Annotated in this window: 44 protein-coding genes; 38 read left to right on the forward strand and 6 right to left on the reverse strand. The window is 41.9% G+C overall.

The window, feature by feature from the left end; all coding sequences use genetic code 11:
- From ABN217_RS17915 to ABN217_RS18075, 33 genes are all read left to right on the forward strand, one after another.
- On the forward strand, positions 1-76 hold a 76-nt coding region (locus tag ABN217_RS17915), incomplete at its 5' end, for an EF-Tu C-terminal domain-related protein (protein ID WP_072077167.1).
- A 221-nt stretch (positions 77-297) separates the two neighbouring features.
- The gene (bfd, locus tag ABN217_RS17920) at positions 298-495 is read left to right on the forward strand and encodes a bacterioferritin-associated ferredoxin (protein WP_349459727.1); all 198 of its coding nucleotides are present in this window, start codon (positions 298-300) and stop codon (positions 493-495) included.
- Between the two features lie 77 nt (positions 496-572).
- A complete protein-coding gene (gene bfr / locus ABN217_RS17925; RefSeq protein WP_196554949.1) occupies positions 573-1,046 on the forward strand; it encodes a bacterioferritin in 474 nt (157 codons plus the stop codon).
- 349 nt (positions 1,047-1,395) lie between these two features.
- Positions 1,396-1,707 carry a 30S ribosomal protein S10 gene (rpsJ, locus tag ABN217_RS17930; protein WP_001181005.1) on the forward strand — a complete coding sequence of 104 codons (312 nt, stop codon included), beginning with the start codon at positions 1,396-1,398 and terminating at the stop codon, positions 1,705-1,707.
- Positions 1,708-1,739: 32 nt separating this feature from the next.
- Positions 1,740-2,369, forward strand: a complete 630-nt coding sequence (gene rplC, locus ABN217_RS17935; RefSeq protein WP_023583465.1) for a 50S ribosomal protein L3 — start codon at positions 1,740-1,742, stop codon at positions 2,367-2,369.
- Positions 2,370-2,385: 16 nt separating this feature from the next.
- Positions 2,386-2,991: a 50S ribosomal protein L4 gene (gene rplD / locus ABN217_RS17940; RefSeq protein ID WP_023583466.1), complete on the forward strand. Its 606-nt coding sequence runs from the start codon at positions 2,386-2,388 to the stop codon at positions 2,989-2,991.
- Positions 2,988-3,290: a 50S ribosomal protein L23 gene (rplW, locus tag ABN217_RS17945; protein ID WP_004246962.1), complete on the forward strand. Its 303-nt coding sequence runs from the start codon at positions 2,988-2,990 to the stop codon at positions 3,288-3,290. Before rplD ends, rplW begins: the two co-directional genes overlap by 4 nt.
- 19 nt (positions 3,291-3,309) lie before the next feature.
- On the forward strand, positions 3,310-4,134 hold the full coding sequence (gene rplB, locus ABN217_RS17950) for a 50S ribosomal protein L2 (protein ID WP_006535497.1): 825 nt from the start codon (positions 3,310-3,312) through the stop codon (positions 4,132-4,134).
- A 14-nt stretch (positions 4,135-4,148) separates the two neighbouring features.
- A complete protein-coding gene (rpsS, locus tag ABN217_RS17955; RefSeq protein ID WP_004246960.1) occupies positions 4,149-4,427 on the forward strand; it encodes a 30S ribosomal protein S19 in 279 nt (92 codons plus the stop codon).
- Between the two features lie 14 nt (positions 4,428-4,441).
- Complete coding sequence (gene rplV / locus ABN217_RS17960) at positions 4,442-4,774, forward strand: 50S ribosomal protein L22 (RefSeq protein WP_006535498.1); 333 nt, start codon at positions 4,442-4,444, stop codon at positions 4,772-4,774.
- A 17-nt stretch (positions 4,775-4,791) separates the two neighbouring features.
- Complete coding sequence (rpsC, locus tag ABN217_RS17965; protein WP_023583467.1) at positions 4,792-5,493, forward strand: 30S ribosomal protein S3; 702 nt, start codon at positions 4,792-4,794, stop codon at positions 5,491-5,493.
- Positions 5,494-5,505: 12 nt separating this feature from the next.
- A complete protein-coding gene (gene rplP, locus ABN217_RS17970) occupies positions 5,506-5,916 on the forward strand; it encodes a 50S ribosomal protein L16 (protein ID WP_006535500.1) in 411 nt (136 codons plus the stop codon).
- Positions 5,916-6,107: a 50S ribosomal protein L29 gene (gene rpmC, locus ABN217_RS17975; protein ID WP_004238624.1), complete on the forward strand. Its 192-nt coding sequence runs from the start codon at positions 5,916-5,918 to the stop codon at positions 6,105-6,107. Before rplP ends, rpmC begins: the two co-directional genes overlap by 1 nt.
- Positions 6,107-6,361, forward strand: coding sequence for a 30S ribosomal protein S17 (gene rpsQ, locus ABN217_RS17980; RefSeq protein ID WP_023583468.1), 255 nt, complete (start codon positions 6,107-6,109; stop codon positions 6,359-6,361). The genes rpmC and rpsQ overlap by 1 nt, the downstream gene beginning before the upstream one ends.
- A gap of 176 nt (positions 6,362-6,537) precedes the next feature.
- On the forward strand, positions 6,538-6,909 hold the full coding sequence (gene rplN, locus ABN217_RS17985; protein ID WP_004246955.1) for a 50S ribosomal protein L14: 372 nt from the start codon (positions 6,538-6,540) through the stop codon (positions 6,907-6,909).
- 10 nt (positions 6,910-6,919) lie between these two features.
- Positions 6,920-7,234 carry a 50S ribosomal protein L24 gene (gene rplX / locus ABN217_RS17990; RefSeq protein ID WP_006535502.1) on the forward strand — a complete coding sequence of 105 codons (315 nt, stop codon included), beginning with the start codon at positions 6,920-6,922 and terminating at the stop codon, positions 7,232-7,234.
- A 13-nt stretch (positions 7,235-7,247) separates the two neighbouring features.
- On the forward strand, positions 7,248-7,787 hold the full coding sequence (gene rplE, locus ABN217_RS17995; protein WP_036933223.1) for a 50S ribosomal protein L5: 540 nt from the start codon (positions 7,248-7,250) through the stop codon (positions 7,785-7,787).
- 12 nt (positions 7,788-7,799) lie between these two features.
- Entirely contained in the window at positions 7,800-8,105 is a 306-nt protein-coding gene (gene rpsN / locus ABN217_RS18000; protein ID WP_006535503.1) for a 30S ribosomal protein S14, read from the forward strand.
- Between the two features lie 32 nt (positions 8,106-8,137).
- The gene (gene rpsH / locus ABN217_RS18005; protein WP_004246950.1) at positions 8,138-8,530 is read left to right on the forward strand and encodes a 30S ribosomal protein S8; all 393 of its coding nucleotides are present in this window, start codon (positions 8,138-8,140) and stop codon (positions 8,528-8,530) included.
- A gap of 14 nt (positions 8,531-8,544) precedes the next feature.
- Positions 8,545-9,078 carry a 50S ribosomal protein L6 gene (gene rplF / locus ABN217_RS18010; protein WP_036933221.1) on the forward strand — a complete coding sequence of 178 codons (534 nt, stop codon included), beginning with the start codon at positions 8,545-8,547 and terminating at the stop codon, positions 9,076-9,078.
- Between the two features lie 9 nt (positions 9,079-9,087).
- Positions 9,088-9,441 carry a 50S ribosomal protein L18 gene (gene rplR / locus ABN217_RS18015; protein ID WP_023583471.1) on the forward strand — a complete coding sequence of 118 codons (354 nt, stop codon included), beginning with the start codon at positions 9,088-9,090 and terminating at the stop codon, positions 9,439-9,441.
- 14 nt (positions 9,442-9,455) lie between these two features.
- Positions 9,456-9,956: a 30S ribosomal protein S5 gene (gene rpsE, locus ABN217_RS18020; RefSeq protein WP_023583472.1), complete on the forward strand. Its 501-nt coding sequence runs from the start codon at positions 9,456-9,458 to the stop codon at positions 9,954-9,956.
- 5 nt (positions 9,957-9,961) lie between these two features.
- Entirely contained in the window at positions 9,962-10,141 is a 180-nt protein-coding gene (rpmD, locus tag ABN217_RS18025; protein WP_036914634.1) for a 50S ribosomal protein L30, read from the forward strand.
- Positions 10,142-10,144: 3 nt separating this feature from the next.
- Positions 10,145-10,579: a 50S ribosomal protein L15 gene (rplO, locus tag ABN217_RS18030; protein WP_004246944.1), complete on the forward strand. Its 435-nt coding sequence runs from the start codon at positions 10,145-10,147 to the stop codon at positions 10,577-10,579.
- Positions 10,580-10,586: 7 nt separating this feature from the next.
- Positions 10,587-11,909 (forward strand): preprotein translocase subunit SecY, encoded by a 1,323-nt coding sequence (secY, locus tag ABN217_RS18035; protein WP_006535510.1) that lies wholly within the window; start codon positions 10,587-10,589, stop codon positions 11,907-11,909.
- 42 nt (positions 11,910-11,951) lie between these two features.
- Complete coding sequence (gene rpmJ, locus ABN217_RS18040) at positions 11,952-12,068, forward strand: 50S ribosomal protein L36 (RefSeq protein WP_071788572.1); 117 nt, start codon at positions 11,952-11,954, stop codon at positions 12,066-12,068.
- 146 nt (positions 12,069-12,214) lie between these two features.
- On the forward strand, positions 12,215-12,571 hold the full coding sequence (rpsM, locus tag ABN217_RS18045; RefSeq protein WP_036914623.1) for a 30S ribosomal protein S13: 357 nt from the start codon (positions 12,215-12,217) through the stop codon (positions 12,569-12,571).
- Positions 12,572-12,587: 16 nt separating this feature from the next.
- On the forward strand, positions 12,588-12,977 hold the full coding sequence (rpsK, locus tag ABN217_RS18050) for a 30S ribosomal protein S11 (protein ID WP_002919257.1): 390 nt from the start codon (positions 12,588-12,590) through the stop codon (positions 12,975-12,977).
- Between the two features lie 36 nt (positions 12,978-13,013).
- Positions 13,014-13,634 (forward strand): 30S ribosomal protein S4, encoded by a 621-nt coding sequence (gene rpsD / locus ABN217_RS18055; RefSeq protein WP_004246942.1) that lies wholly within the window; start codon positions 13,014-13,016, stop codon positions 13,632-13,634.
- Positions 13,635-13,659: 25 nt separating this feature from the next.
- Positions 13,660-14,649 carry a DNA-directed RNA polymerase subunit alpha gene (locus tag ABN217_RS18060; protein WP_006535513.1) on the forward strand — a complete coding sequence of 330 codons (990 nt, stop codon included), beginning with the start codon at positions 13,660-13,662 and terminating at the stop codon, positions 14,647-14,649.
- 37 nt (positions 14,650-14,686) lie between these two features.
- Positions 14,687-15,073, forward strand: coding sequence for a 50S ribosomal protein L17 (gene rplQ, locus ABN217_RS18065; RefSeq protein ID WP_004246940.1), 387 nt, complete (start codon positions 14,687-14,689; stop codon positions 15,071-15,073).
- A gap of 272 nt (positions 15,074-15,345) precedes the next feature.
- The gene (zntR, locus tag ABN217_RS18070; RefSeq protein WP_069368787.1) at positions 15,346-15,759 is read left to right on the forward strand and encodes a Zn(2+)-responsive transcriptional regulator; all 414 of its coding nucleotides are present in this window, start codon (positions 15,346-15,348) and stop codon (positions 15,757-15,759) included.
- A 51-nt stretch (positions 15,760-15,810) separates the two neighbouring features.
- Positions 15,811-16,017 (forward strand): alternative ribosome-rescue factor A, encoded by a 207-nt coding sequence (locus ABN217_RS18075; protein WP_072071080.1) that lies wholly within the window; start codon positions 15,811-15,813, stop codon positions 16,015-16,017.
- A gap of 3 nt (positions 16,018-16,020) precedes the next feature.
- Here the strand turns inward: ABN217_RS18075 and mscL are convergent, their stop codons facing one another.
- The 5 genes from mscL to def form a co-directional block, all read right to left on the reverse strand.
- A complete protein-coding gene (gene mscL / locus ABN217_RS18080) occupies positions 16,021-16,428 on the reverse strand; it encodes a large-conductance mechanosensitive channel protein MscL (protein ID WP_023583476.1) in 408 nt (135 codons plus the stop codon).
- 115 nt (positions 16,429-16,543) lie between these two features.
- Positions 16,544-17,920: a Trk system potassium transporter TrkA gene (gene trkA / locus ABN217_RS18085; RefSeq protein WP_036933204.1), complete on the reverse strand. Its 1,377-nt coding sequence runs from the start codon at positions 17,918-17,920 to the stop codon at positions 16,544-16,546.
- A 112-nt stretch (positions 17,921-18,032) separates the two neighbouring features.
- Positions 18,033-19,301 carry a 16S rRNA (cytosine(967)-C(5))-methyltransferase RsmB gene (gene rsmB, locus ABN217_RS18090; RefSeq protein WP_072071079.1) on the reverse strand — a complete coding sequence of 423 codons (1,269 nt, stop codon included), beginning with the start codon at positions 19,299-19,301 and terminating at the stop codon, positions 18,033-18,035.
- A gap of 96 nt (positions 19,302-19,397) precedes the next feature.
- Complete coding sequence (gene fmt / locus ABN217_RS18095) at positions 19,398-20,345, reverse strand: methionyl-tRNA formyltransferase (RefSeq protein WP_196554950.1); 948 nt, start codon at positions 20,343-20,345, stop codon at positions 19,398-19,400.
- Positions 20,346-20,371: 26 nt separating this feature from the next.
- The gene (def, locus tag ABN217_RS18100) at positions 20,372-20,896 is read right to left on the reverse strand and encodes a peptide deformylase (protein WP_072071077.1); all 525 of its coding nucleotides are present in this window, start codon (positions 20,894-20,896) and stop codon (positions 20,372-20,374) included.
- Between the two features lie 130 nt (positions 20,897-21,026).
- Between def and dprA the strand changes: the two genes are divergently transcribed.
- From dprA to ABN217_RS18125, 5 genes are read left to right on the forward strand one after another with little or no spacing between them, the layout of a single operon-like run.
- On the forward strand, positions 21,027-22,172 hold the full coding sequence (gene dprA / locus ABN217_RS18105; protein ID WP_197269675.1) for a DNA-processing protein DprA: 1,146 nt from the start codon (positions 21,027-21,029) through the stop codon (positions 22,170-22,172).
- Positions 22,173-22,189: 17 nt separating this feature from the next.
- On the forward strand, positions 22,190-22,747 hold the full coding sequence (locus ABN217_RS18110; RefSeq protein WP_197269674.1) for a DNA topoisomerase family protein: 558 nt from the start codon (positions 22,190-22,192) through the stop codon (positions 22,745-22,747).
- Positions 22,740-23,309 carry an L-threonylcarbamoyladenylate synthase type 1 TsaC gene (gene tsaC / locus ABN217_RS18115; protein ID WP_072071074.1) on the forward strand — a complete coding sequence of 190 codons (570 nt, stop codon included), beginning with the start codon at positions 22,740-22,742 and terminating at the stop codon, positions 23,307-23,309. Before ABN217_RS18110 ends, tsaC begins: the two co-directional genes overlap by 8 nt.
- Before the next feature lie 5 nt (positions 23,310-23,314).
- Positions 23,315-24,139: a shikimate dehydrogenase gene (gene aroE / locus ABN217_RS18120; RefSeq protein ID WP_196554954.1), complete on the forward strand. Its 825-nt coding sequence runs from the start codon at positions 23,315-23,317 to the stop codon at positions 24,137-24,139.
- A complete protein-coding gene (locus ABN217_RS18125) occupies positions 24,136-24,396 on the forward strand; it encodes a DUF1488 family protein (protein WP_349459728.1) in 261 nt (86 codons plus the stop codon). The genes aroE and ABN217_RS18125 overlap by 4 nt, the downstream gene beginning before the upstream one ends.
- Here the strand turns inward: ABN217_RS18125 and ABN217_RS18130 are convergent.
- Entirely contained in the window at positions 24,372-24,935 is a 564-nt protein-coding gene (locus ABN217_RS18130) for a gamma carbonic anhydrase family protein (protein WP_072071071.1), read from the reverse strand. The two genes, ABN217_RS18125 and ABN217_RS18130, sit on opposite strands and share 25 nt — an antisense overlap.
- Positions 24,936-25,264 lie beyond the last annotated feature (329 nt).

Genomic DNA, 25,264 nt, shown 5'->3' on the forward strand with positions numbered 1-25,264 from the left:
CGACGGTTTACGTTTCGCTATCCGCGAAGGTGGCCGTACAGTAGGTGCGGGCGTTGTTGCTAAAGTATTAGGTTAATCCATAACCTGCTTTAAGTTATAGAGAAAGGGCATCATTGATGCCCTTTTTTGTATCTAGAAATAGTTCTTTTTAACTTAGCTAAATCTAATCCTCAATTTATTCTCTTATTATCATGTTAGTTTCTATATTAGATTAGAACACCTAAGTTAAATAGAAATTGAAATCACAATAGTTATCATTTACTATTCGCTATGTGAGTAGTTAATGAGGTTGCTATTATGTACGTCTGTCTTTGTCATGGTGTGAGTGATAAAAAAATTATTTCCACAGTTCACAAACATCAAATCCACACTATTAATGAATTACGCAAGATCTTACCTGTTGGTAATTGTTGCGGTAAGTGTGTACGTCAAGCTCGTCAAATCATTGAAAGTGAGCAATCTCTCCTTTATCCTCAAATTTCTGAAGTTGCATAACAAATTTTAAATTTCCTTTCTCTCCACTTTGTATAAAAGGTCTACACTAAAAAGACTGGAAGCAAAGGAGCATAAAAATGAAAGGTGATAAAAAAATGATAGCCCACCTTAATAAATTATTAGGTGGTGAGCTTGTTGCGATTAATCAGTATTTCCTGCATGCCCGAATGTTCAAAAATTGGGGGCTAACTCGTCTCAATGAAATGGAATACCATGAATCTATCGATGAAATGAAACATGCTGATAAATATATTGAACGTATTTTATTTCTAGAGGGGCTTCCTAACTTACAAGATTTAGGCAAACTAAATATCGGTGAAGATGTTGAAGAGATGCTACGCTCTGATCTTGAATTAGAACTTGGCGGTGCCAAAGATTTACGTGAAGCAATAGCGTATGCTGATTCTATTCATGACTATGTGAGCCGAGATTTAATGTTAGAAATCTTAACTGATGAAGAAGGGCACATTGATTGGATTGAAACTCAGCTTGAGTTAATTGAGCGTATAGGACTTCAAAATTACCTACAAGCTCAGATTATTGAAGAATAATCCTCAATAAAAAAGGCGTCAATTTTCTCTTATCGACAACATTTACAAACCTATTTAAAGCAAAGGGAATGAAGATTGCCTTTGCTTTTTTCATTTTTTAAATAATAAAGCATATTTTTATCGATGATTTTTTATTCTTGGCTTGATTTCATCACTCAGGCAAGTATAATGCGCAGGCTCACTGATTTAGTGAGGCTGATTAATCAGCTAATGCAGATTTTTTATTGCATTAAATATAATACTCCCGATTGGGGAGTTATATGCAGAACGATTACACTCTCTCATCAATCGAAATGGGTACGAGTAGTGATCATTTACGTTTATAAAAAATAGTTGGAGCTCTGGTCTCATGCAGAACCAAAGAATCCGTATCCGCCTGAAAGCTTTTGATCATCGTCTGATTGATCAATCAACTGCGGAAATCGTAGAGACTGCTAAGCGCACTGGTGCGCAAGTTCGTGGTCCAATCCCACTGCCGACTCGCAAAGAGCGTTTCACAGTGTTGATTTCTCCGCACGTTAATAAAGATGCGCGTGATCAGTATGAAATTCGCACTCACAAACGTCTGGTTGACATCGTTGAGCCAACCGAGAAAACCGTTGATGCTCTGATGCGTCTGGATCTGGCTGCCGGCGTAGACGTGCAGATCAGCCTAGGTTAATCAGGTCATCAAGCGATTGAGAGGTTGAAACAATGATTGGTTTAGTCGGTAAGAAAGTAGGAATGACGCGTATCTTCACTGAAGATGGCGTTTCAATCCCTGTAACCGTTATCGAAATTGAAAACAACCGTGTTACTCAGGTCAGAGATCTAGAGAAAGACGGTTATCGTGCCATTCAGGTGACTACTGGTAGCAAAAAAGCTAACCGTGTACTGAAACCTGAAGCAGGTCATTTTGCTAAAGCTGGTGTCGAAGCTGGCCGCTTACTACGTGAATTCCGTCTGAATGAAGGCGAAGAATACACTGTAGGTCAAAGCATTAGCGTAGAAATTTTCGCTGACGTTAAAAAAGTCGACGTTACTGGAACATCTAAAGGTAAAGGTTTTGCTGGTACTGTAAAGCGCTGGAACTTCCGTACTCAAGATGCTACCCACGGTAACTCCTTGTCTCACCGTGTTCCGGGTTCTATCGGTCAGAACCAGACTCCGGGTAAGGTGTTCAAAGGCAAGAAAATGGCAGGTCAACTGGGTAACGAACAAGTTACCGTTCAGAGCCTGGAAGTAGTACGTGTTGACGCTGAGCGCAACCTGCTGCTGGTCAAAGGTGCTGTTCCAGGTGCAACTGGCAGTGACCTGATCGTTAAACCAGCTGTCAAGGCGTAACGTCGAGGAGATAGGAATGGAATTGGTAATGAAAGACGCGCAAGGCGCGCTGACTGTTTCCGAAACTACCTTCGGGCGTGACTTTAACGAAGCGCTTGTGCATCAAGTAGTCGTTGCATACGCTGCTGGTGCTCGTCAAGGTACTCGTGCTCAGAAAACCCGTGCTGAAGTTTCTGGTTCAGGCAAAAAGCCTTGGAGACAGAAAGGTACAGGTCGTGCACGTTCAGGTTCAATCAAGAGCCCAATTTGGCGCTCTGGTGGTGTTAGCTTCGCAGCTAAACCACAGGACCACAGTCAAAAAGTAAACAAAAAGATGTACCGTGGTGCTCTGAAGAGCATTCTGTCTGAGCTGGTACGTCAAGATCGTCTGATCGTCGTAGAGAAGTTCTCTGTTGAAGCGCCTAAAACTAAACTTTTAGCACAGAAACTGAAAGATATGGCTCTGGAAGATGTTCTGATCATCACTGCTGATGTAGATGAGAATCTGTATTTAGCAGCACGCAACTTATATAAAGTTGACGTACGTGATGCAGCAACAATCGACCCTGTTAGCTTAATCGCCTTCGACAAAGTCGTCATGACTGCTGACGCTGTGAAGCAAGTTGAGGAGATGCTGGCATGATCCGTGAAGAACGTCTGCTGAAAGTACTGCGCGCGCCGCATGTATCTGAAAAAGCTTCTATCGCGATGGAAAAATCAAACACCATCGTTCTCAAAGTTGCTAAAGACGCGACCAAAGCAGAGATTAAAGCAGCTGTACAAAAACTGTTTGAAGTCGAAGTTGAAAGTGTTAACACTCTGCTGATGAAAGGCAAAGTGAAACGTCACGGTCAGCGTATTGGTCGTCGTAGCGACTGGAAAAAAGCTTACGTCACCCTGAAGGAAGGCCAGAATCTGGACTTCGTCGGCGGCGCTGAGTAAGTCGGAGGAGTAAAGAACAATGGCAATTGTTAAATGTAAACCTACGTCTCCGGGCCGTCGCCACGTAGTTAAAGTGGTAAACCCTGAGCTGCATAAAGGGAAACCTTATGCGCCATTGCTGGAAAAAAACAGCAAGTCCGGTGGTCGTAACAACAATGGTCGTATCACTACCCGTCATATCGGTGGTGGTCACAAACAGGCTTACCGTATTGTTGACTTCAAACGCAACAAAGATGGTATCCCTGCAACAGTAGAACGTCTGGAATATGATCCAAACCGTTCAGCTAACATCGCTTTAGTGCTGTATGCTGATGGTGAACGTCGCTACATTCTGGCTCCAAAAGGCCTGAAAGCGGGTGATAAAGTTCAGTCTGGCGTTGATGCTGCTATCAAAGCGGGTAACACCTTACCAATGCGTAATATCCCGGTTGGTTCTACAGTTCATAACGTAGAAATGAAACCAGGTAAAGGTGGTCAGTTAGCTCGTTCAGCTGGTACTTACGTTCAGATCGTTGCTCGTGATGGTGCTTATGTCACTATTCGTCTGCGCTCTGGTGAAATGCGTAAAGTTCCTTCTGATTGCCGTGCAACTATCGGTGAAGTTGGCAACTCTGAGCACATGTTACGCGTTCTGGGTAAAGCTGGTGCAAGTCGCTGGCGTGGTATTCGTCCTACCGTTCGCGGTACTGCGATGAACCCAGTCGATCACCCACATGGTGGTGGTGAAGGTCGTAACTTTGGTAAACACCCAGTAACACCTTGGGGCGTTCAAACCAAAGGTAAGAAGACTCGTAAAAACAAACGCACTGAACATTTCATCGTTCATCGTCGTACTAAGAAATAATTAGAGGATAAGCCATGCCACGTTCTCTCAAGAAAGGTCCTTTCATTGACCTGCACTTGCTGAAGAAGGTAGAGAAAGCGGTGGAAAGCGGTGACAAAAAGCCTGTTAAGACTTGGTCCCGTCGTTCAACGATCTTTCCTAACATGATCGGTTTGACCATCGCTGTCCATAATGGTCGTCAGCATGTTCCAGTTTACGTTTCCGACGAAATGGTTGGTCACAAACTGGGTGAATTCGCGCCGACCCGTACTTATCGCGGTCATGCAGCCGATAAAAAGGCTAAGAAAAAATAAGGTAGGAGGAAGAGATGGAAACTATCGCTATGCATCGCCACGCTCGTTCTTCTGCTCAGAAGGTTCGCTTGGTAGCTGACCTGATTCGCGGTAAGAAAGTGTCGCAAGCTCTGGAAATTTTAACCTTTACCAACAAGAAAGCTGCTGGTTTAGTGAAGAAAGTACTGGAGTCTGCTATTGCTAATGCAGAACACAACGATGGCGCTGACATTGATGATCTGAAAGTAGCTAAGATCTTTGTTGACGAAGGTCCTTCTATGAAGCGCATTATGCCTCGTGCAAAAGGCCGTGCAGATCGTATTCTGAAGCGCACCAGCCACATCACTGTGGTTGTGTCTGATCGCTGAGACTCTGGAGACTAGCAATGGGTCAAAAAGTACATCCTAATGGTATCCGCCTTGGCATTGTCAAGCCTTGGAATTCCACATGGTATGCGGGTACCAATGAATTCGCTGACAACCTAGACAGCGACTTTAAAGTACGTCAGTACTTAACTAAAGAACTGGCTAAAGCATCTGTATCTCGTATCGTTATCGAACGTCCTGCGAAAAGCATCCGTGTGACTATTCACACTGCTCGCCCAGGCATCGTTATCGGTAAAAAAGGTGAAGATGTTGAAAAACTGCGCAAAAACGTAGCGGATATCGCTGGCGTTCCTGCGCAAATTAATATCGCCGAAGTACGTAAACCTGAACTGGACGCAAAATTAGTTGCTGACAGCATCACTTCACAGCTGGAACGTCGTGTTATGTTCCGTCGTGCTATGAAGCGTGCGGTACAGAACGCTATGCGTTTAGGCGCTAAAGGTATTAAAGTGGAAGTAAGTGGTCGCTTAGGTGGCGCTGAAATCGCTCGTACTGAATGGTATCGTGAAGGTCGTGTACCTCTGCACACTCTGCGTGCAGATATCGACTACAATACCTCAGAAGCACAAACCACTTATGGTGTGCTCGGCGTTAAGGTATGGATCTTCAAAGGTGAGATCCTGGGTGGTATGGCTGCAGTTGAACAGGCGGAAAAACCGGCTGCTCAACCTAAAAAGCAGCAGCGTAAAGGCCGCAAGTAAGGAGAGTCGCTGATGTTACAACCAAAGCGTACAAAATTCCGTAAAGTGCACAAAGGCCGCAACCGTGGCTTAGCTGCTGGTGCGGATGTAAGCTTCGGGACTTACGGTCTTAAAGCTGTGGGCCGTGGTCGTCTGACTGCACGTCAGATCGAAGCGGCACGTCGTGCAATGACCCGTGCAGTTAAGCGTCAGGGTAAAATCTGGATCCGTGTGTTCCCAGACAAACCAATCACTGAAAAGCCGCTCGAAGTCCGTATGGGTAAAGGTAAAGGTAACGTTGAGTATTGGGTTGCCTTAATCCAGCCAGGTAAAGTCCTGTATGAAATGGATGGTGTGCCTGAAGAACTGGCCCGTGAAGCATTCAAGCTGGCGGCAGCAAAACTGCCTATCAAAACCACCTTTGTAACTAAGACGGTGATGTAATGAAAGCAAAAGAGCTGCGCGAAAAGAGCGTTGAAGAGCTGAACACAGAACTGCTGAACTTACTGCGTGAGCAGTTTAACCTGCGTATGCAGGCAGCAAGTGGTCAGTTACAACAGTCTCATCTGTTGAAACAAGTGCGTCGTAATATCGCACGCGTTAAGACTTTACTGACTGAGAAGGCGGGTGCGTAATGACCGATAAAATCCGTACTCTGCAAGGTCGTGTAGTTAGTGACAAAATGGAGAAATCTATTGTCGTTGCTATCGATCGTATGGTTAAACACCCATTATATGGTAAGTTTATCCGTCGTACGACCAAACTGCATGTACATGACGAGAACAACGAATGTGGAATTGGTGACGTAGTAGAAATTCGTCAAACACGTCCACTGTCTAAGACTAAGTCTTGGGCGTTAGTTCGCGTTGTAGAAAAAGCTGTTCTGTAATAAAATAGCCTTTTCGTACGAAATAAACGGCTCAAAACTGAACGAGCCGTTTATTTTTTCTGTCCATATCGAGAATGTGGTGTTATAATGCCGCTCCCTCGTATTATGGGATATTGAACGGCCTCTTCTAATGTGGAAGTGGCTCAGTAGTAGTTGACATTTAGCGGAGCACTAAAATGATCCAAGAACAGACTATGCTGAACGTGGCCGACAACTCCGGTGCACGTCGCGTAATGTGTATCAAGGTTCTAGGTGGCTCGCACCGTCGCTACGCAGATGTAGGTGACATCATCAAAATTACCATCAAGGAAGCAATTCCACGTGGTAAAGTTAAGAAAGGTGATGTACTGAAAGCGGTAGTGGTGCGCACCAAGAAGGGTGTTCGTCGCCCTGACGGTTCTGTCATTCGCTTCGATAGCAACGCTTGTGTATTGTTAAACAACAACAGCGAGCAAGTTATTGGTACGCGTATTTTTGGGCCGGTTACTCGTGAACTTCGTAACGAGAAGTTTATGAAAATAATCTCTCTGGCACCTGAAGTACTCTAAGGAGCAGGCAATGGCAGCGAAAATCCGTCGTGAAGACGAAGTTATCGTGCTAACTGGTAAAGATAAAGGTAAGCGCGGTAAAGTAAAACAGGTTCTTTCTTCTGGTAAAGTTATCGTTGAAGGTATCAATCTGGTTAAAAAACATCAGAAGCCAGTTCCGGCTCTGAACCAACCAGGTGGCATCGTTGAAAAAGAAGCTTCTATCCAAGTTTCTAACGTTGCAATCTTCAATGCGGCAACCGGCAAGGCTGACCGTGTAGGTTTTAGATTCGAAGACGGCAAAAAAGTCCGTTTCTTCAAGTCTAATAAAGAAACTATCAAGTAATTTGGAGTATACGATGGCGAAACTGCATGATTACTACAAAGACGAGGTAGTCCAAAAACTGATGTCTCAGTTTGGTTACCATTCTGTCATGCAAGTCCCTCGGGTCGAGAAGATCACCCTGAACATGGGTGTTGGTGAAGCGATTGTTGATAAAAAACTGCTGGACAATGCAGCAGCTGATTTAGCAGCAATCTCAGGTCAAAAACCTTTGATCACCAAAGCACGCAAATCTGTTGCAGGCTTCAAAATCCGCCAGGGCTATCCGATCGGCTGTAAAGTGACCCTGCGTGGCGAACGCATGTGGGAGTTCTTTGAACGCCTGATCTCTATTGCTGTACCACGTATCCGTGACTTCCGTGGTTTGTCCGCTAAATCATTTGATGGACGTGGTAACTACAGCATGGGCGTACGTGAGCAAATCATCTTCCCTGAAATCGATTACGATAAAGTGGATCGTGTTCGTGGTTTGGATATTACCATTACTACGACTGCGAAATCAGATGATGAAGGTCGCGCACTGTTAGCAGCGTTTAACTTCCCGTTCCGCAAGTAAGGCAGGGCATTCATGGCTAAGAAATCTATGAAAGCACGTGATGTAAAACGTGCGAATTTAGCTGAGAAATTCTTCGCAAAACGCGCAGAACTGAAAGCTATCGTTTCAGATGTGAACGTATCTGACGAAGATCGTTGGAATGCTGTTCTGAAACTGCAAACTATGCCACGTGATTCAAGTCCTTCACGTCAGCGTAACCGCTGCCGTCAAACTGGACGTCCGCACGGTTTCCTGCGGAAATTTGGCCTCAGCCGTATTAAAGTCCGTGAAGCCGCTATGCGCGGTGAAATCCCGGGCCTTAGAAAGGCTAGCTGGTAATTACCATAATTGAATCACGGGAGTAAAGACAGATGAGCATGCAAGATCCCATCGCGGATATGCTGACCCGTATCCGTAACGGTCAGGCCGCGAATAAAGTTGCGGTCACAATGCCTTCCTCCAAGCTGAAAGTGGCGATTGCCAACGTGCTTAAGGAAGAAGGTTATATCGAAGATTTTAAAATTGAAGGCGACACTAAGCCAGAATTGGAAATCACTTTAAAATATTTCCAAGGTAAGGCTGTAGTAGAAAGCATTCAGCGCGTAAGCCGTCCAAGTCTGCGCATCTATAAAAGAAAAGATGAGCTGCCACAAGTTATGGCAGGACTGGGCATCGCTGTTGTTTCTACCTCAAAAGGTGTTATGACTGATCGTGCAGCTCGCCAAGCAGGTCTTGGTGGCGAGATTATCTGCTACGTAGCTTAATTCGGGAGGAAAGAATGTCTCGTGTGGCAAAAGCACCCGTCGTCATTCCTGCCGGCGTAGAGGTTAAACTCAACGGTCAGGTAATTACGATTAAGGGTAAAAACGGCGAGCTAACTCGTACTATCCATAATGCAGTTGAAATTCAACATGCTGACAACCAGTTAACTTTCGCACCTCGCGATGGTTTTGCTGATGCATGGGCACAGGCGGGTACTACTCGTTCTCTGTTAAATGCAATGGTTGTAGGTGTTACCGAAGGCTTCACTAAGAAACTGCAACTGGTAGGTGTAGGTTATCGTGCGTCTATTAAAGGCAATGCGGTTAACTTATCAGTAGGTTTTTCACATCCAGTGGAACACCAACTGCCAGCAGGCATCACTGCTGAATGTCCAACACAAACTGAAATCGTACTGAAAGGTGCGGATAAGCAAGTGATTGGTCAAGTAGCAGCTGAACTGCGTGCTTACCGTCGCCCTGAACCTTATAAAGGTAAAGGTATTCGTTACGCCGACGAAGTTGTGCGTATCAAAGAGGCTAAGAAGAAGTAAGGTAACACTATGGATAAGAAAGCAGCTCGTATCCGTCGTGCGACCCGCGCACGCCGTAAGCTCCAAGAATTGGGTGCGACTCGCCTGGTGGTACACCGTACCCCTCGCCATATTTATGCGCAGGTTATTGCACCAAACGGTTCTGAAACTTTGGTGGCCGCTTCTACTACAGAAAAAGCTATCATTGAGCAACTGAAAAACACTGGAAACAAAGAAGCAGCAGCAGTAGTTGGTAAAATTGTTGCTGAACGCGCTCTGGAAAAAGGTATCAAAGTAGTATCATTTGACCGTTCCGGTTTCCAATATCATGGTCGAGTCCAGGCACTGGCAGATGCTGCCCGTGAAGCTGGCCTTCAGTTCTAAGGTAGGAGTGTAAGATGGCTCACATCGAGAAACAAGCTGGCGAACTGCAGGAAAAGCTGATCGCGGTAAACCGCGTATCTAAAACCGTTAAAGGTGGTCGTATCTTTAGCTTCACCGCTCTTACAGTAGTTGGTGATGGTAATGGCCGCGTTGGTTTTGGATATGGCAAAGCTCGCGAAGTTCCGGCAGCAATCCAGAAAGCGATGGAAAAAGCCCGTCGCAATATGAAAACCGTCGCTTTAAACAACGGTACTCTGTTCCACCCTGTTAAAGGTACCCACACAGGTTCTCGCGTATTTATGCAGCCTGCTCATGAAGGTACTGGTATCATCGCAGGTGGTGCAATGCGTGCAGTTCTAGAAGTGGCTGGCGTTCGTAACGTACTGGCTAAAACCTATGGTTCCACTAACCCGATTAACGTGGTTCGTGCAACACTGGACGCTTTAGATAGCATGAAGTCTCCAGATATGGTCGCAGCTAAGCGTGGTAAATCCGTTGAAGAAATTCTGGGGTAATGACCATGGCTAAGACTATTAAAATTACTCAAACACGCAGCTTAATCGGCCGTCTGCCTAAACATAAGGCAACTATGACTGGTTTAGGTCTGCGTCGCATCGGTCACACTGTAGAACGCGAAGATACACCAGCAGTTCGCGGTATGATCAACTTGGTTTCCTATATGGTTAAAGTTGAGGAGTAAGAGATGCGTTTAAATACTCTGTCTCCGGCTGAAGGTGCCAAGCATGCGCCTAAACGTGTAGGTCGTGGTATCGGTTCTGGCTTAGGTAAAACTGGCGGCCGTGGTCACAAAGGTCAGAAGTCTCGTTCTGGCGGTGGCGTACGTCGTGGTTTTGAAGGCGGCCAGATGCCTTTATATCGTCGTTTACCAAAATTTGGTTTTACTTCACGTAAATCTTTCGTGACTGCGGAAATCCGTCTGTCTGATTTAGCTTACGTTGAAGGCGATGTAATCGATCTGAATGCACTGAAAGCCGCAAACGTTGTTGGCCCACAGATTGAATTTGCAAAATTAATTCTATCTGGTGAGGTTAACCGTGCAGTGACTATTCGTGGTCTGCGTGTTACCAAAGGTGCCCGTGCAGCAATCGAATCAGCTGGCGGTAAAATTGAGGAATAAGTGACAGATGGCTAAACAACCAGGTTTAGATTTTCAGAGTGCTAAAGGTGGTGTTGGTGAACTAAAACGCAGACTTTTGTTTGTTCTTGGTGCACTAATTGTCTTTAGGATTGGCTCTTTTATTCCTATCCCTGGTATTGATGCCACTGTGCTTGCCAAATTGCTCGATCAGCAAAAAGGCACCATCATTGAAATGTTTAACATGTTCTCTGGTGGTGCTCTTAGCCGTGCTTCTATCTTTGCGCTGGGTATCATGCCTTATATTTCGGCATCGATTATTATCCAACTCTTATCAGTGGTTAACCCTCGGTTAGCAGAGATTAAGAAGGAAGGGGAGGCCGGTCGTCGTAAGATCAGCCAATATACCCGTTATGGTACTTTGGTGCTGGCGATATTCCAATCAATTGGTATCGCAACAGGCTTACCGAATATGCCAGGAATGCAAGGTCTGGTGATTAATCCAGGTCTACCATTCTATATTACGGCTGTTGTGAGCTTAGTCACTGGAACAATGTTCCTAATGTGGTTAGGTGAGCAAATCACTGAACGTGGTATTGGTAACGGTATCTCAATTATTATCTTTGCAGGTATCGTTGCAGGTCTTCCGCCTGCCATTGGTCAAACCATCGAGCAGGCGCGGCAAGGCGAACTGCACTTCCTCCTGTTATTGTTGGTTGCAGTATTGGTGTTCGCGGTTACTTTCTTTGTTGTTTTTGTAGAAAGAGGACAACGTCGTATCGTTGTTAACTATGCAAAACGTCAACAAGGGCGTAGAATATACGCGGCACAAAGTACACATCTACCACTTAAAGTAAATATGGCGGGTGTTATACCAGCAATTTTTGCTTCAAGTATTATCCTGTTTCCTGGTACAATAACCTCTTGGTTTGGCGATGGTACAGGATGGGGTTGGCTGACGACGATTTCGTTAAATCTACAGCCTGGTCAACCTATTTATGTGCTACTATACGCTGCTGCAATCATATTCTTCTGTTTCTTCTATACGGCGTTGGTTTTCAACCCAAGAGAAACGGCAGATAACCTGAAGAAGTCCGGTGCATTTGTACCAGGAATTCGCCCGGGAGAGCAGACGGCTAAATATATAGATAAAGTAATGACTCGTTTAACCTTAATCGGTGCCTTGTATATTACCTTTATCTGTCTCATCCCGGAGTTCATGCGTGACGCAATGAAAGTACCTTTCTATTTTGGTGGTACTTCCCTCTTAATCGTGGTTGTGGTCATCATGGATTTTATGGCTCAAGTGCAAACTCTCCTGATGTCAAGTCAGTATGAGTCTGCATTGAAAAAAGCAAATCTTAAAGGTTAATTACTGATAAGTGATTTGTTTTAGAAGTTACGGAGAGTAAAAATGAAAGTTCGTGCTTCCGTCAAGAAAATGTGCCGTAACTGCAAAATTGTTAGACGTCACGGTCACGTGCGTGTAATTTGCAGCGTCGAGCCTAAGCATAAACAGCGTCAAGGCTAATTTATTGCATTTTTTTCTTGCAAAGTTCGGTTGAGCTGGCTAAATTAGCCAGCCCAATCTTTTATAATATATACAGTATTGTTTGAGTATCCTGAAAACGGGCTTTTCAGAATGGTACTGTATAACTGCTAATTTAGGAGTGCATAGTGGCCCGTATAGCAGGCATTAACATTCCTGATCATAAACATACCGTAATCGCATTAACTTCGATTTACGGTATCGGTAAGACCCGCTCACAGGCTATCTGTGTAGCTGCTGGTATTGCTGAAAATGTTAAGATCAGTGAGCTGTCTGAAGAGCAAATCGACAAGCTGCGTGACGAAGTTGCCAAATACGTTGTAGAAGGTGATCTGCGTCGTGAAGTTACCCTGAGCATCAAACGTCTGATGGATCTTGGTACTTACCGTGGTTTACGTCATCGTCGTGGTCTACCAGTTCGCGGTCAGCGTACTAAGACTAACGCACGTACCCGTAAGGGTCCGCGTAAGCCGATCAAGAAATAATCGGGGTATTTGAACAATGGCAAAAGCACCTATTCGTGCACGTAAGCGTGTAAGAAAACAAGTCTCTGACGGTGTGGCTCATATCCATGCTTCTTTCAACAACACAATCGTTACTATTACCGATCGTCAAGGTAACGCATTGGGTTGGGCTACTGCCGGTGGTTCCGGTTTCCGTGGTTCTCGTAAATCTACTCCGTTCGCGGCTCAGGTTGCAGCAGAACGTTGCGCTGAAGCTGTTAAAGAGTACGGAATTAAGAACTTGGAAGTTATGGTTAAAGGACCTGGTCCTGGTCGTGAGTCAACTATCCGTGCATTAAACGCGGCTGGTTTCCGCATCACTAATATTACTGATGTGACTCCGATTCCTCATAACGGTTGTCGTCCACCGAAAAAACGTCGCGTTTAATAACGTTTTCGTTTTTAGGAAAGTTGGAGAAAGAAAATGGCAAGATATTTGGGTCCTAAGCTCAAGCTGAGCCGCCGTGAAGGTACAGATTTATTTCTAAAATCTGGCGTTCGGGCGATTGACACCAAGTGTAAACTGGAACAAGCACCAGGTCAGCACGGCGCACGTAAACCGCGTCTTTCTGATTACGGTGTTCAGTTACGTGAAAAACAAAAAGTACGTCGTATTTACGGTGTTCTAGAACGTCAATTCCGTAACTACTACAAAGAAGCAACTCGTCTGAAAGGCAACACAGGTGAAAACCTGCTGACTCTGCTGGAAGGTCGTCTGGATAACGTTGTTTATCGTATGGGCTTTGGCGCAACTCGCGCAGAAGCACGTCAGATGGTTAGCCATAAAGCAATCATGGTAAATGGTCGCGTGGTTAACATTGCTTCTTATCAGGTTTCCCCGAATGACGTAGTCAGCGTTCGTGAAAAATCGAAAAAACAGTCTCGTATCAAGGCTGCTTTAGAGCTGGCTGAACAGCGTGAAAAGCCAACATGGCTGGAAGTTGATGCTGCTAAGATGGAAGGTGTGTTCAAACGTATTCCTGAACGTACTGACTTGTCTGCTGACATTAACGAGCACCTGATCGTCGAGCTTTACTCCAAGTAAGGCTTAGCACCAAAGAGAGGACACAATGCAGGGTTCTGTGACAGAGTTTCTAAAACCGCGCCTGGTTGATATCGAGCAAGTCAGTTCGACGCACGCCAAGGTGACCCTTGAGCCATTAGAGCGAGGCTTCGGCCATACTCTTGGTAACGCACTGCGCCGTATTCTGCTTTCGTCTATGCCGGGTTGTGCGGTAACAGAGGTTGAGATTGATGGTGTACTGCATGAGTACAGCACCAAAGAAGGTGTTCAGGAAGATATCCTAGAAATACTGCTCAACCTTAAGGGGTTGGCGGTAAAAGTTCATGGTAAAGATGAAGTTATTCTTACTTTGAGCAAATCTGGCATTGGCCCTGTTATTGCAGCCGATATCATCCATGACGGTGATGTCGAAATCGTCAAGCCGCAGCACGTTATCTGCCACCTTACAGACGAAAACGCATCTATTAACATGCGTATCAAAGTTCAGCGTGGTCGTGGTTATGTGCCGGCTTCTGCCCGAATTCATTCGGAAGAAGATGAGCGCCCTATCGGTCGCCTTTTAGTAGACGCGTGCTATAGCCCAGTTGAGCGTATTGCTTATAATGTGGAAGCGGCTCGTGTTGAACAGCGTACCGACTTGGATAAGCTGGTAATCGAGATGGAAACTAACGGTACTATCGATCCAGAAGAATCGATTCGCCGTGCAGCGACTATCCTGGCTGAACAGCTTGAAGCTTTTGTTGACTTACGTGATGTTCGTCAGCCAGAAGTTAAAGAAGAGAAGCCAGAATTCGATCCTATCTTACTGCGCCCAGTAGACGATCTTGAATTGACTGTCCGCTCTGCTAACTGTCTGAAGGCAGAAGCAATCCACTACATCGGTGATCTGGTACAGCGTACTGAAGTTGAATTACTTAAGACGCCTAACCTTGGTAAGAAATCTCTTACTGAGATTAAAGACGTACTGGCGTCGCGTGGTCTATCTCTGGGCATGCGCCTTGAGAATTGGCCACCTGCAAGTATCGCTGATGAATAAGATCACAGGTTAAGGTTTTACTGAGAAGGATAAGGTCATGCGCCATCGTAAGAGTGGTCGTCAATTGAACCGCAACAGCAGCCATCGTCAGGCTATGTTTCGTAACATGGCAGGTTCTTTAGTTCGTCATGAGATAATCAAGACAACTTTGCCTAAAGCGAAAGAACTGCGTCGCGTCGTTGAGCCGCTGATTACTCTTGCCAAGACCGACAGCGTAGCTAATCGTCGTCTGGCATTCGCCCGTACTCGTGATAACGAAGTCGTGGCAAAACTGTTTACAGTATTAGGTCCGCGTTTTGCGAGCCGTGCAGGTGGTTACACTCGTATTCTGAAGTGTGGCTTCCGTGCTGGTGACAACGCTCCAATGGCTTACATTGAGCTTGTTGACCGTGCTGATTCTGAAACAGAAGCAGCAGCTGAATAATTTAATTATTATTTAGTGAAGCGAATAAAAAGACCGGATTTTTTAATCCGGTTTTTTTATATCTATAGGAAAATGCTATTCACAGGAAATAAAGGTTTTTCTTTTTATATTTTATTTTTGCTTTTCTCTTTACCTTCTTTTGTGTTACATCATATTTATTTTCTGCTGTTTAATCATACTGCTATTTTGTAATATAAGCTTCGCACTATATTTCAATTCTATTTTTTTGTTATTTGCTATGCTTATTCATAATTAACAATGGAGGATGATCCATGTATCGTATTGGGCAGGTTGCAAAATTAGCTAATGTAACAACAGATACAATCCGGTTTTATGAAAAACAAGGATTAATGGATCATGATAGACGCACAGAAGGTGGTTATCGGCTATATACAGAGCAAGATCTCCAACGTTTACGTTTTATTCGTTATGCAAAAGAGCTGGGTTTTACATTAGATGCTATTACAGAGCTCCTTTCTATTCGTGTTGATCCTGCCCACCATACTTGTGTTGAATCAAAGCATATTGTTGATGCAAGACTAGCAGAAGTTGAAATTCGCTTGAAAGAAATGGAGCGAATGCGAGATTCATTAAAGATGTTGAGTAATGCGTGTTGTGGTAGTGCTCATGAGAGTACTTATTGTTCAATTCTAGAAATACTTGAATCTGGAGCTACAAAGCAATAATATCTGTACCGTATTATGCTTTTATGTTCTTTAACAATTTAAGAGGTTTTTATGTCTAGCAAATATCAGCACCAAAAAGGTGTTATTAAAGATAATGCTTTAGCAGCGTTGGTTCACGATCCTTTATTTAGACAACGTGTAGAAAAAAATAAGAAAGGGAAAGGTAGTTTTATGAGAAAAGCGAAACATAACAAGAAGGGTAACTGGGAGGCCAGTGATAACAAAAGATTCTTTCAATTGTTATCACTGGCCTTTTAGTTTTTATTTCTGCTGATTTTTTAATAAATCACGGATCTCTGTTAATAGAGTTTCTTCGGCTGATGGGGCAGGTGGTGCTTTCGGAGCTTCTTCTGCTTGGCGGCGTGTTTTGTTAATTAATTTAATCGCACAGAAAATAGCGAATGCAACAATAGCAAAGTCGAAAACAGTTTGAATAAACATACCGTAATTTAGTACAACGGCTGGAACATCGCCACTTGCATCTCTTAATACAAGGCTAAACTGTTTAAAATCAATACCACCAATTAATAGTCCTAGTGGTGGCATAATGATATCAGCAACCAGTGATGAAACAATCTTACCAAAAGCTGCACCAATGATGACACCGACAGCCATGTCAACAACATTGCCTTTCATTGCGAATTCACGAAACTCTTTGAAAAAAGACATATCCACCCCTTATTTATCTAAGTATAGATTTATTATGTAAAAATATAGTATCTAACATGATAATAGTAGACCATTATAAGTAACAATCACTATTATTCTTATTTCTAAGTAATTGTTATAAGAAAAATGGGCTAGGTTGGAAAAGTTTTTCAACTTCAGGGACATATTTTTTATCTGTGATAAACATAATTACATGGTCGCCCTGTTCTATAGAGTGGCTTGCATTTGCAATAATGACATCTTCATTTCTAACAATTGCCCCAATAATAGTACCTGGTGGCAGTTTGATATCTTGTATACGACGACCAACGACTTTTGATGTATTTTCATCACCGTGAGCCACAGCTTCAATTGCTTCAGCAACACCGCGGCGTAATGATGAAACACTGACAATATCCGCTTTGCGAACATGACCTAAAAGTGCAGAAATAGTTGCTTGCTGTGGTGAAATTGCAATATCAATAACACCACCTTGAACTAAATCAACATAAGCACTGCGCTGAATGAGGACCATTGCTTTTTTTGCCCCCATTCTTTTTGCTAACATAGCAGACATAATGTTAGCTTCATCATCATTAGTCAGCGCAATAAAAACATCGATTTGTTCTATGTGTTCTTCTGCAAGAAGCTCTTGGTCTGATGCATCACCATAAAAAACAATTGTGTCATGAAGAAGTTCAGCTAGTTCTGTTGCACGCTGTTGATTATGTTCAATAAGTTTGACGCTATAATCTTTTTCCAATCTTGCTGCTAAACCGGCCCCTACATTACCGCCACCTACAATCATAATGCGTTTATATGGTTTTTCTAATCGCTGTAATTCACTCATTACAGCGCGGATATGCTGAGATGCGACAACAAAAAAGACCTCATCTCCAGCTTCTATGATAGTGGAGCCTTGAGGCCGAATAGGTCTATCTTGACGAAAAATTGCAGCAACACGAGTATCAATATGTGGCATATGATCTCGTAATGTTGATAAAGCATTACCAACAAGAGACCCACCATAATAGGCTTTGACGGCAACGATACTGACTTGGCCTTCGGCAAAATTAACCACTTGTAATGCACCGGGGTATTGAATAAGTTTATAAATATAATCAATAACTAAATGTTCTGGTGATATTAAATAATCAATGGGAATCGCTTCTGGTAAAAATAGTTTATCTGCTTCTCGAACAAATTCTGAAGCACGTATACGTGCAACTTTATTTGGTGTATTAAACAAGGTATAGGCCACTTGGCACGCTATCATGTTGGTTTCGTCAGAATTGGTAACTGCAACCAACATATCAGCATCTTCTGCACCTGCTTCTCTTAAGATCCTTGGATGAGAGCCATGCCCATTAACTACTCGTAAATCGAATTTATCTTGAAGTTGGCGTAAACGATCTGCATTAGTATCAACGACAGTAATGTCATTATTCTCCCCGACAAGATTTTCAGCGAGAGTACCACCGACTTGACCAGCGCCTAAGATAATAATTTTCATCGTAATTTCTCAGAGTATTCGATTAACAAATAGAAAAGAAACGCAAGATCTTGATGATCTTGCGTTGAAATAGTAGCGTCTTTTAGATCCGATATCATCTTTTATCACAGGATCATATTTTTCTGATCAATGCATAAAAGAAACCATCGCCGCCTTCTTTTTCAGGTAAGCATTGATGTTGGTAATGGCATTGTGCATCTTTAGTTGATGTCAAAAATGCTTCAACTTGTTGCATGTTCTCTTCTGGAAGAATAGAACATGTAGCATAAACGAGTGTGCCACCAAATTTTAAGTATGGCCAAATAGCATGAAGAATTTCTTTTTGAATTTGAGCTAATTGCTCAATATCGTCATTACGACGAAGCCATTTGATATCAGGATGACGGCGAATAACTCCGGTTGCTGAGCATGGTGCATCAAGTAAAATGCGATCAAATTGCATACCTGCGCACCATTGTTCTGGATAACGTCCATCACCACTTTTGACGATTGCATTGAGTTTTAAACGAGTAAGATTCTCTTGTACTCGTTTCAAACGTTGTTCATCAATATCTACGGCTAAAACCTGAGCCTGAGGTGCTATTTCTAAAATATGAGTTGTTTTGCCCCCTGGCGCGGCACATAGATCGAGAATTTGTTCTTTATTTTCTGGTGCTAATAATTCAGCGCAACGTTGAGCAGAACGATCTTGAATTGTTACCCAACCATCTGCAAATCCGGGAAGAAGGTTAACGTTACACGGATTCTCTAAACGGATAGCAAAAGGGTGGCTATTATCAGCAATGCCTGAAATATTATTATCTGCCAATAATGCCAAATACTCTTCTCGTGAATGGTGTTGTTGATTAACACGTAACCACATAGGTGGTTTTTGGTTGTTGCCTTCAACAATACTCATCCATTGTTCAGGGTAAGCATGCTTGATACGAGCAAGTAACCATGATGGATGAAGAAAACGACTTTCACTATTTTGAAAACGTTCATTTAGGATATCTTGTTGGCGTTGAAACTGACGTAATACACCGTTAATTAATCCTTTTAACTGTGGTTTTTTTAATGCAACAGTACCATTTACTGTTTCTGCTAGAGCTGCATGGGCAGGAATACGCGTATAAAGAAGCTGATATAAACCCACCATAATGAGGTAGTGTAAAATACGCTGTTTACCTTTTAATGGTTTATCCATGAGTTGCTGAATAATCCATTCTAATTGTGGCAATGTGCGTAATACACCAAAGCAAATTTCTTGTAATAAAGCTTTATCTTTATCTGAAATATTTTTTTGAAGTTCGGGTATGACGGTGCTTAGAGATAAGCCTTGATCTAATACCTGATTGATTGCTTTTGCTGCAATGCTACGTAAGTTGTATGACGTTTTCATAATGAGTCAACGTTTAATATTGAGCGCCAGAGAGGTGTTACATTGGCGTGAAAAAAGGAAAACCCTGATAAGGATAAATATCAGGGTTTAGAATTATTATTGAATGATTTTCCCAGGAGTGAACCAATCTCGCTTGGAGTTTAGTAAATCAGCAGAAGCCATAGGCTTTTTACCTGAAGGCTGTAATTCAGTGATATTTAGAATGCCGTTACCTGTCGCAATATAAATACCTGTTTTATCTGCTTTTAATAAAGTTCCTACAGGTTGATTTGTATCATCTGCAATAACGTGTGCCTTCCATACTTTTACCGGCTGTTCGTCTAGCATGAAAAAGCTCATTGGCCATGGATTGAAGGCTCTTATACAGCGCTCTATTTGTTCAGCCGATAATGACCAATCAATTTTTGCTTCTTCTTTAGATAATTTTTGTGCGTAATTCGCTAAACTATCATCTTGTTTTTCGGCTTTTATTTTACCAGTTGTAATCAGATCTAGTGTAGTCGTTAGAGCTTTAGGGCCGAGTTCTGCTAGTTTTTCATAAAGTGACGCACTGGTGTCTTCATTTGTAATTGGACATGATGCTTTATACAGCATATCGCCTGTATCTAAGCCAACATCCATCTGCATAATTGTGACACCTGTTTCTTTATCACCCGCCCATAAAGAGCGTTGAATCGGTGCGGCACCTCGCCATTTAGGAAGGAGAGAACCATGTACATTTAGACAACCTAAACGAGGGATTTCAAGAACAGCTTTAGGTAAGATCATCCCATAAGCCACAACAATCATAATGTCAGCTTGTTGTTCTACAATCCATTCATGGTTCTCTTCTGGTTTTAAAGAAGCAGGTTGATAAACAGGAATATCATGAGTTAACGCCAGTTCTTTAACTGGGCTAATAGTCAGTTTCTTACCTCTTCCTGCGGGTTTATCTGGAGGAGTCATAACTCCCACCACACGATGTTGGGTTGATAACAATGCAGCTAAATGTCGAGCCGCAAAATCGGGTGTTCCCGCAAAAATAATACGTAATGAATCAGACACGTTTTCTTCCTGTTTCAATTTAACTGTTACTGTCCTGCTTTAGCTCTTTTTTTATCTAGCTTATCGAGTTTCTCAACTTTTTGACGGATACGTTGGCGTTTTAATGGAGATAAATAATCTACAAATAGTTTACCAACTAAATGATCCATTTCATGTTGAATGCAGATAGCTAATAAGTCATCAGCTTCTAACTCAAAGGGCTGGCCATTGTAATCAAGGGCTTTTACTTTTACGTGCTCAGCACGAGGAATAAAAGCGCGTTGTTCTGGGATAGATAAACAGCCTTCTTCTATACCGGTATCGCCTTCGGCATCAAGAAGTTCAGGGTTTATTAATACCAGTCTTTGATCTCTTGTTTCAGAGATATCAATGACGATAATGCGCTGGTGGATATCCACTTGTGTCGCAGCTAAGCCAATACCTTCTTCTAAATACATCGTTTCAAACATATCATCTATGATTCTTTGAATTTCGGCATCAACTTTTTCGACTGGCTTTGCAATCGTGCGAAGGCGCTCGTCTGGATAATGTAATACGTGTAACACTGCCATAATTTATTCGGACTGTTTCTAAAATGTGAATAGGATTTAACGTCTATTCTAGACATTTATTATCTAGATTGACAGTATTTGGTGTGTTTAGCACTCATCCTGTTTGCTAAAAACAACATTAGGATAATGCATGGATGCCAGAGAAATATGGATAAGACTTAATGCTGTTTCAAGATTACCGATTAATAAAGCAATTCAAATTGCAAAGTATTTACAATCAGTCACACAACTAAATGATAGACAATTGAAAAGTTGTGGCTTGTCAGAACAGCAATGTCATCAATTTTTAAGACTTCATGCAGATGCTGTCAACAATACATTAAAGTGGTTAGATAAAAATGAATCATCATTATTAACTATTACAGATTCAGATTACCCGCCTCTATTAAAGCAAATATCATCACCGCCACTTTTGCTTTTTGTTGCAGGAAATCGAAAACATTTAATAAGCACACAAATTGCATTAATAGGTAGTAGAAATGCAACAGCATACGGCAATAAATGGGCAACTTACTTCGCACAAGAATTAGTAAAGAAAGAATTCACTATTACGAGTGGGTTAGCTCAAGGTATTGATGGAATAGGGCATCGAAGTGCACTAAAGAATAATGGTGTCACTATTGCTGTACTTGGAAGTGGTTTAGAACATATTTACCCCTCATTCCATCGTACCCTTGCAACACAAATAAAAGAGTCTGGCCTTCTAATTTCTGAACATTTACCAATGACTCCGCCTTTAGCTCGTCATTTTCCTCAACGTAATCGAATTATTAGTGGGTTAAGTGCTACATTACTCATTATTGAAGCAGGGATTAAAAGTGGTTCTTTGATTACTGCCAACTATGCATTGCAACAAGGTAAGGAATTATTTGTTTTACCTGGATTATTAGGGGATATTCATTTTGAAGGAAATCATCAACTTATTAAGCAAGGTGCAAATTTAGCATCTTCACCAGATGATATTTTAGAATATTTAAATAGTTCATTGCAGTGGCTTACTAATGATTATGAACCTTCACAAGAGTCGATAACCGAAAAGTTTATACAGATCCCTGATAATAAAAAAAAGGATCTTCAAAGAGAGCCATTGACACCAAATCAACAACAATCAATTGATATGATATTACCTTTTCTACGTTTTAATGAAATAGTGCCCATTGATATTATTGCTCATGAAAGTGGATTATCAACATCTGAATTAGCTCCTCTTTTATTAGAACTTGAGCTTATAGAAAAAGTCGTTATTGTGGCTGGTGGCTATACTCGATTGGAATAAGTGTATGAGGTAAAACAATGGCAAAAAATATGCCGTTTACACAGCAACCTAAACAGGAAAAATGCCCTGAGTGTGGTAGTGAATTGGTCATGAAAAATGGTGGTCATGGCCCTTTTCTAGGATGTTCTGCTTATCCTGAATGCCATTATATAAAAACATTAAAACCGCAAGGTGATGGCCAAATTATAAAAGTGCTAGAAGGGCAACCTTGCCAATGTTGTGGCGCTGATTTAGTGTTGCGTCAGGGTAAATTTGGAATGTTTATTGGTTGCAGTAATTATCCAGAATGTGAACACATAGAGCAAATTGATAAACCAGATGAAACTATCATTCCTTGCCCTCAATGTAAAAAAGGAAAACTGTTACAACGTAAGTCTCGGTTTGGTAAGATATTTTATTCTTGTAACCAATACCCAGAATGTCAATTTGTGTTAAATAATAAACCTGTTAATGGTGAGTGTGAGTATTGTCATTATCTATTATTGATGGAAAAAAGGTCTTCTCAGGGAGTAAGATTAGTGTGCGCCAGCAAATTATGTGGGAAGCCGCAAACAAAAAGAGAAGAACATGAATAACGAAGCATCACCTGTAAACAACACTATTATAGAAGCACTACAAAATAATAAAGTTATCGCATATCCAACAGAAGCTGTATTCGGGGTTGGCTGTGATCCTGATAGTGAACGCGCTGTTATGGACTTATTAGCATTAAAACAACGTTCAATTGAAAAAGGATTAATTTTAATTGCTGATAATTATGAGCAACTAAAACCTTACATTGATGATAGTGCATTAACACATATTCAACGAGATAGGATGTTTGCCTCTTGGCCTGGGCCGGTTACATGGGTCATTCCCGCCAAGTCGACGACACCAAAGTGGTTAACTGGAAAATTTTCTTCTTTGGCGGTGAGAGTAACTGACCATGCGATTGTCAAAGAGTTATGTTTAACTTATGGGAAACCTTTAGTTTCGACTAGCGCTAATTTAAGTGGGTTGCCACCATGTCGTACGGTTGAAGAAGTAAGAGAACAATTTCAGGATATAATTCCTATTGTTGAAGGAGATGTTGGCGGTAGACAAAATCCTTCTGAAATTCGAGATGCATTAACGGGTGAACTATATCGACAAGGGTGATTTTGATGGAAAAATATTTAGTGATGGGAAATCCTGTCGAACATAGCCAATCACCTTTCATTCATCAGTTTTTTTCAAAACAAACTGGAATAGAGTATGGCTATGGGCGTTTACTTGTTCCTTTGAATGAATTTGATAAAACAGCGTCTCAGTTTTTTGCTAATGGGGGACGGGGTGCTAATGTTACCGTCCCTTTTAAAGAAGATGCTTTTCGTTTTGTTGATAAATTGACAGATAGAGCAAAGGGATGTGGTGCGGTTAACTCTATTGTTAAACTGGATGATGGTACTCTTCTTGGTGATAATACCGATGGACAAGGGCTTATTTTGGATTTAGCCAGACTTGATTTTATTGTGCCTGGTAAAGTTGGATCTGTTTTGGTGATTGGCGCTGGTGGTGCAACAAGAGGAATATTGCTTCCATTACTTGATTATGATTGTGATATTACCTTGACCAATCGTACATTCGCCAAAGCTGAGCAACTGGTAAAAGAATTTGGTCAATTTGGTACAATTCGAGCGATAGCCCCCGAAAATGTTGCTGATAGACATTATGATTTAATCATAAATGCATCTGCGTCTAGTATGATTAATGATTTACCACCTATCCCTAATGATGTGTATAGTTTTGAAACAGCTTGCTACGATCTTTATTATCAAGCAGGAATGACATCATTTTTATACAACGCATTAAAACATGGAAGTACACGTTTATCTGATGGATTAGGTATGCTTGTAGGGCAAGCGGCCTATGCATTTGAACTATGGTATGAGTATGTACCAGATATTAATCCTGTTTTAACTGTATTAAGAGAAAAATTGAATCAATGAACCAGTCTATTCAATTTCCAGATCGCGAAACATGGCTAGCTGAGAGTAATAGTGTTCTGTTTCCTGTTATGATCAATGGAATGCTTTTTAATTGTCAAATCACCGAGCAAGAGCTTATTGAGCGTTTTGGTGTTGGAGACGGAATTTTATTATTTAAACGAAATCGTTGGGACATTGAAGAAGAATTTGAAGAGCTGATCACCGAATATGAGTTATCAACTCTTCATCCTATTTATTCTTTATCAATGGCTGATTGATAAGTATCTAAATAATTATTTTTCCACCCGACATAATTATTAGCAGAATAGATAAAGTGTTCTATCTCTTCTGATGAGAGTGGACGGATCTTTTTAACTGGGCTTCCTAAGTAAAGAAAACCACTCTCAAGCCGTTTTCCTGGTGGAACTAAACTACCAGCACCAATCATGACATCATCTTCAATAATTGCACCATCGAGTAAAATAGATCCCATCCCAACTAACACTCGATTACCTATTGTGCATCCGTGTAACATTACTTTATGTCCAACAGTAACATTATCACCAATAATAAGAGGAAAACCTTCGGGATCATTGTGAGAAATATGAGTGACATGAAGAACGGAACCATCTTGGATATTTGATCTTTCACCAATACTTATGTAATTCACATCCCCTCGAATAACCACCATCGGCCAGATACTGACATCTTTATTAATGCGTACATCGCCAATAACTGTTGCGGTCTCATCGATAAAAACATCTTTACCAATAGAAGGTGAAAGGTTTAAGTAGTTCCGAATTGCTGATTTCCCCATAATTTTGCCTCGTACTTGATTTTGCTTTGTATATAAGAAAAGCATAGCAGTGGATGGGGGGAGTTGACGAGAGAATGATCCCTACTATTCGTTACTATGGGGATCGAAAATACGGTAATAAAAGTAGAAGCAGAGCAATTAAGCATGATTGATAGAATATACCGAATAGACAATAAAAAGATAAGGCGTATATTTTTTGTACGCAAAAGGTGTTTTTAGTATCAAAAATAGACGCAAAGTTCAAAAAGAGAACGAACAGAAAAAAAATTGAAATAAACACTTGCGCTAATCCGAGATCTCCCTATAATGCGCATCCACTGACCGGCGAT

The sequence above is a fragment of the Proteus sp. fly-1067 genome, from assembly GCF_040139345.1.
Lineage (GTDB): Bacteria > Pseudomonadota > Gammaproteobacteria > Enterobacterales > Enterobacteriaceae > Proteus > Proteus vulgaris_B.

Coding starts and splice junctions, on each gene's coding strand:
- rpsN (WP_006535503.1), top strand. CDS start 7,800: ATGGCTAAGAAATCTATGAAAGCACGTGATGTAAAACGTGCGAATTTA.
- rsmB (WP_072071079.1), bottom strand. CDS start 19,301: ATGAAAACGTCATACAACTTACGTAGCATTGCAGCAAAAGCAATCAAT.
- trkA (WP_036933204.1), bottom strand. CDS start 17,920: ATGAAAATTATTATCTTAGGCGCTGGTCAAGTCGGTGGTACTCTCGCT.
- dprA (WP_197269675.1), top strand. CDS start 21,027: ATGGATGCCAGAGAAATATGGATAAGACTTAATGCTGTTTCAAGATTA.
- rpmC (WP_004238624.1), top strand. CDS start 5,916: ATGAAAGCAAAAGAGCTGCGCGAAAAGAGCGTTGAAGAGCTGAACACA.
- ABN217_RS18110 (WP_197269674.1), top strand. CDS start 22,190: ATGGCAAAAAATATGCCGTTTACACAGCAACCTAAACAGGAAAAATGC.
- rpsS (WP_004246960.1), top strand. CDS start 4,149: ATGCCACGTTCTCTCAAGAAAGGTCCTTTCATTGACCTGCACTTGCTG.
- ABN217_RS18125 (WP_349459728.1), top strand. CDS start 24,136: ATGAACCAGTCTATTCAATTTCCAGATCGCGAAACATGGCTAGCTGAG.
- rplD (WP_023583466.1), top strand. CDS start 2,386: ATGGAATTGGTAATGAAAGACGCGCAAGGCGCGCTGACTGTTTCCGAA.
- rplP (WP_006535500.1), top strand. CDS start 5,506: ATGTTACAACCAAAGCGTACAAAATTCCGTAAAGTGCACAAAGGCCGC.
- zntR (WP_069368787.1), top strand. CDS start 15,346: ATGTATCGTATTGGGCAGGTTGCAAAATTAGCTAATGTAACAACAGAT.
- rplO (WP_004246944.1), top strand. CDS start 10,145: ATGCGTTTAAATACTCTGTCTCCGGCTGAAGGTGCCAAGCATGCGCCT.
- rpsQ (WP_023583468.1), top strand. CDS start 6,107: ATGACCGATAAAATCCGTACTCTGCAAGGTCGTGTAGTTAGTGACAAA.
- rplQ (WP_004246940.1), top strand. CDS start 14,687: ATGCGCCATCGTAAGAGTGGTCGTCAATTGAACCGCAACAGCAGCCAT.
- secY (WP_006535510.1), top strand. CDS start 10,587: ATGGCTAAACAACCAGGTTTAGATTTTCAGAGTGCTAAAGGTGGTGTT.
- bfd (WP_349459727.1), top strand. CDS start 298: ATGTACGTCTGTCTTTGTCATGGTGTGAGTGATAAAAAAATTATTTCC.
- rplE (WP_036933223.1), top strand. CDS start 7,248: ATGGCGAAACTGCATGATTACTACAAAGACGAGGTAGTCCAAAAACTG.
- rplC (WP_023583465.1), top strand. CDS start 1,740: ATGATTGGTTTAGTCGGTAAGAAAGTAGGAATGACGCGTATCTTCACT.
- rplW (WP_004246962.1), top strand. CDS start 2,988: ATGATCCGTGAAGAACGTCTGCTGAAAGTACTGCGCGCGCCGCATGTA.
- rpsC (WP_023583467.1), top strand. CDS start 4,792: ATGGGTCAAAAAGTACATCCTAATGGTATCCGCCTTGGCATTGTCAAG.
- rpsH (WP_004246950.1), top strand. CDS start 8,138: ATGAGCATGCAAGATCCCATCGCGGATATGCTGACCCGTATCCGTAAC.
- rplB (WP_006535497.1), top strand. CDS start 3,310: ATGGCAATTGTTAAATGTAAACCTACGTCTCCGGGCCGTCGCCACGTA.
- ABN217_RS18130 (WP_072071071.1), bottom strand. CDS start 24,935: ATGGGGAAATCAGCAATTCGGAACTACTTAAACCTTTCACCTTCTATT.
- rpmJ (WP_071788572.1), top strand. CDS start 11,952: ATGAAAGTTCGTGCTTCCGTCAAGAAAATGTGCCGTAACTGCAAAATT.
- rplV (WP_006535498.1), top strand. CDS start 4,442: ATGGAAACTATCGCTATGCATCGCCACGCTCGTTCTTCTGCTCAGAAG.
- rplX (WP_006535502.1), top strand. CDS start 6,920: ATGGCAGCGAAAATCCGTCGTGAAGACGAAGTTATCGTGCTAACTGGT.
- rpmD (WP_036914634.1), top strand. CDS start 9,962: ATGGCTAAGACTATTAAAATTACTCAAACACGCAGCTTAATCGGCCGT.
- ABN217_RS18075 (WP_072071080.1), top strand. CDS start 15,811: ATGTCTAGCAAATATCAGCACCAAAAAGGTGTTATTAAAGATAATGCT.
- rplR (WP_023583471.1), top strand. CDS start 9,088: ATGGATAAGAAAGCAGCTCGTATCCGTCGTGCGACCCGCGCACGCCGT.
- rpsD (WP_004246942.1), top strand. CDS start 13,014: ATGGCAAGATATTTGGGTCCTAAGCTCAAGCTGAGCCGCCGTGAAGGT.
- aroE (WP_196554954.1), top strand. CDS start 23,315: ATGGAAAAATATTTAGTGATGGGAAATCCTGTCGAACATAGCCAATCA.
- rpsK (WP_002919257.1), top strand. CDS start 12,588: ATGGCAAAAGCACCTATTCGTGCACGTAAGCGTGTAAGAAAACAAGTC.
- tsaC (WP_072071074.1), top strand. CDS start 22,740: ATGAATAACGAAGCATCACCTGTAAACAACACTATTATAGAAGCACTA.
- bfr (WP_196554949.1), top strand. CDS start 573: ATGAAAGGTGATAAAAAAATGATAGCCCACCTTAATAAATTATTAGGT.
- rpsJ (WP_001181005.1), top strand. CDS start 1,396: ATGCAGAACCAAAGAATCCGTATCCGCCTGAAAGCTTTTGATCATCGT.
- mscL (WP_023583476.1), bottom strand. CDS start 16,428: ATGTCTTTTTTCAAAGAGTTTCGTGAATTCGCAATGAAAGGCAATGTT.
- def (WP_072071077.1), bottom strand. CDS start 20,896: ATGGCAGTGTTACACGTATTACATTATCCAGACGAGCGCCTTCGCACG.
- ABN217_RS18060 (WP_006535513.1), top strand. CDS start 13,660: ATGCAGGGTTCTGTGACAGAGTTTCTAAAACCGCGCCTGGTTGATATC.
- rplF (WP_036933221.1), top strand. CDS start 8,545: ATGTCTCGTGTGGCAAAAGCACCCGTCGTCATTCCTGCCGGCGTAGAG.
- rpsE (WP_023583472.1), top strand. CDS start 9,456: ATGGCTCACATCGAGAAACAAGCTGGCGAACTGCAGGAAAAGCTGATC.
- rplN (WP_004246955.1), top strand. CDS start 6,538: ATGATCCAAGAACAGACTATGCTGAACGTGGCCGACAACTCCGGTGCA.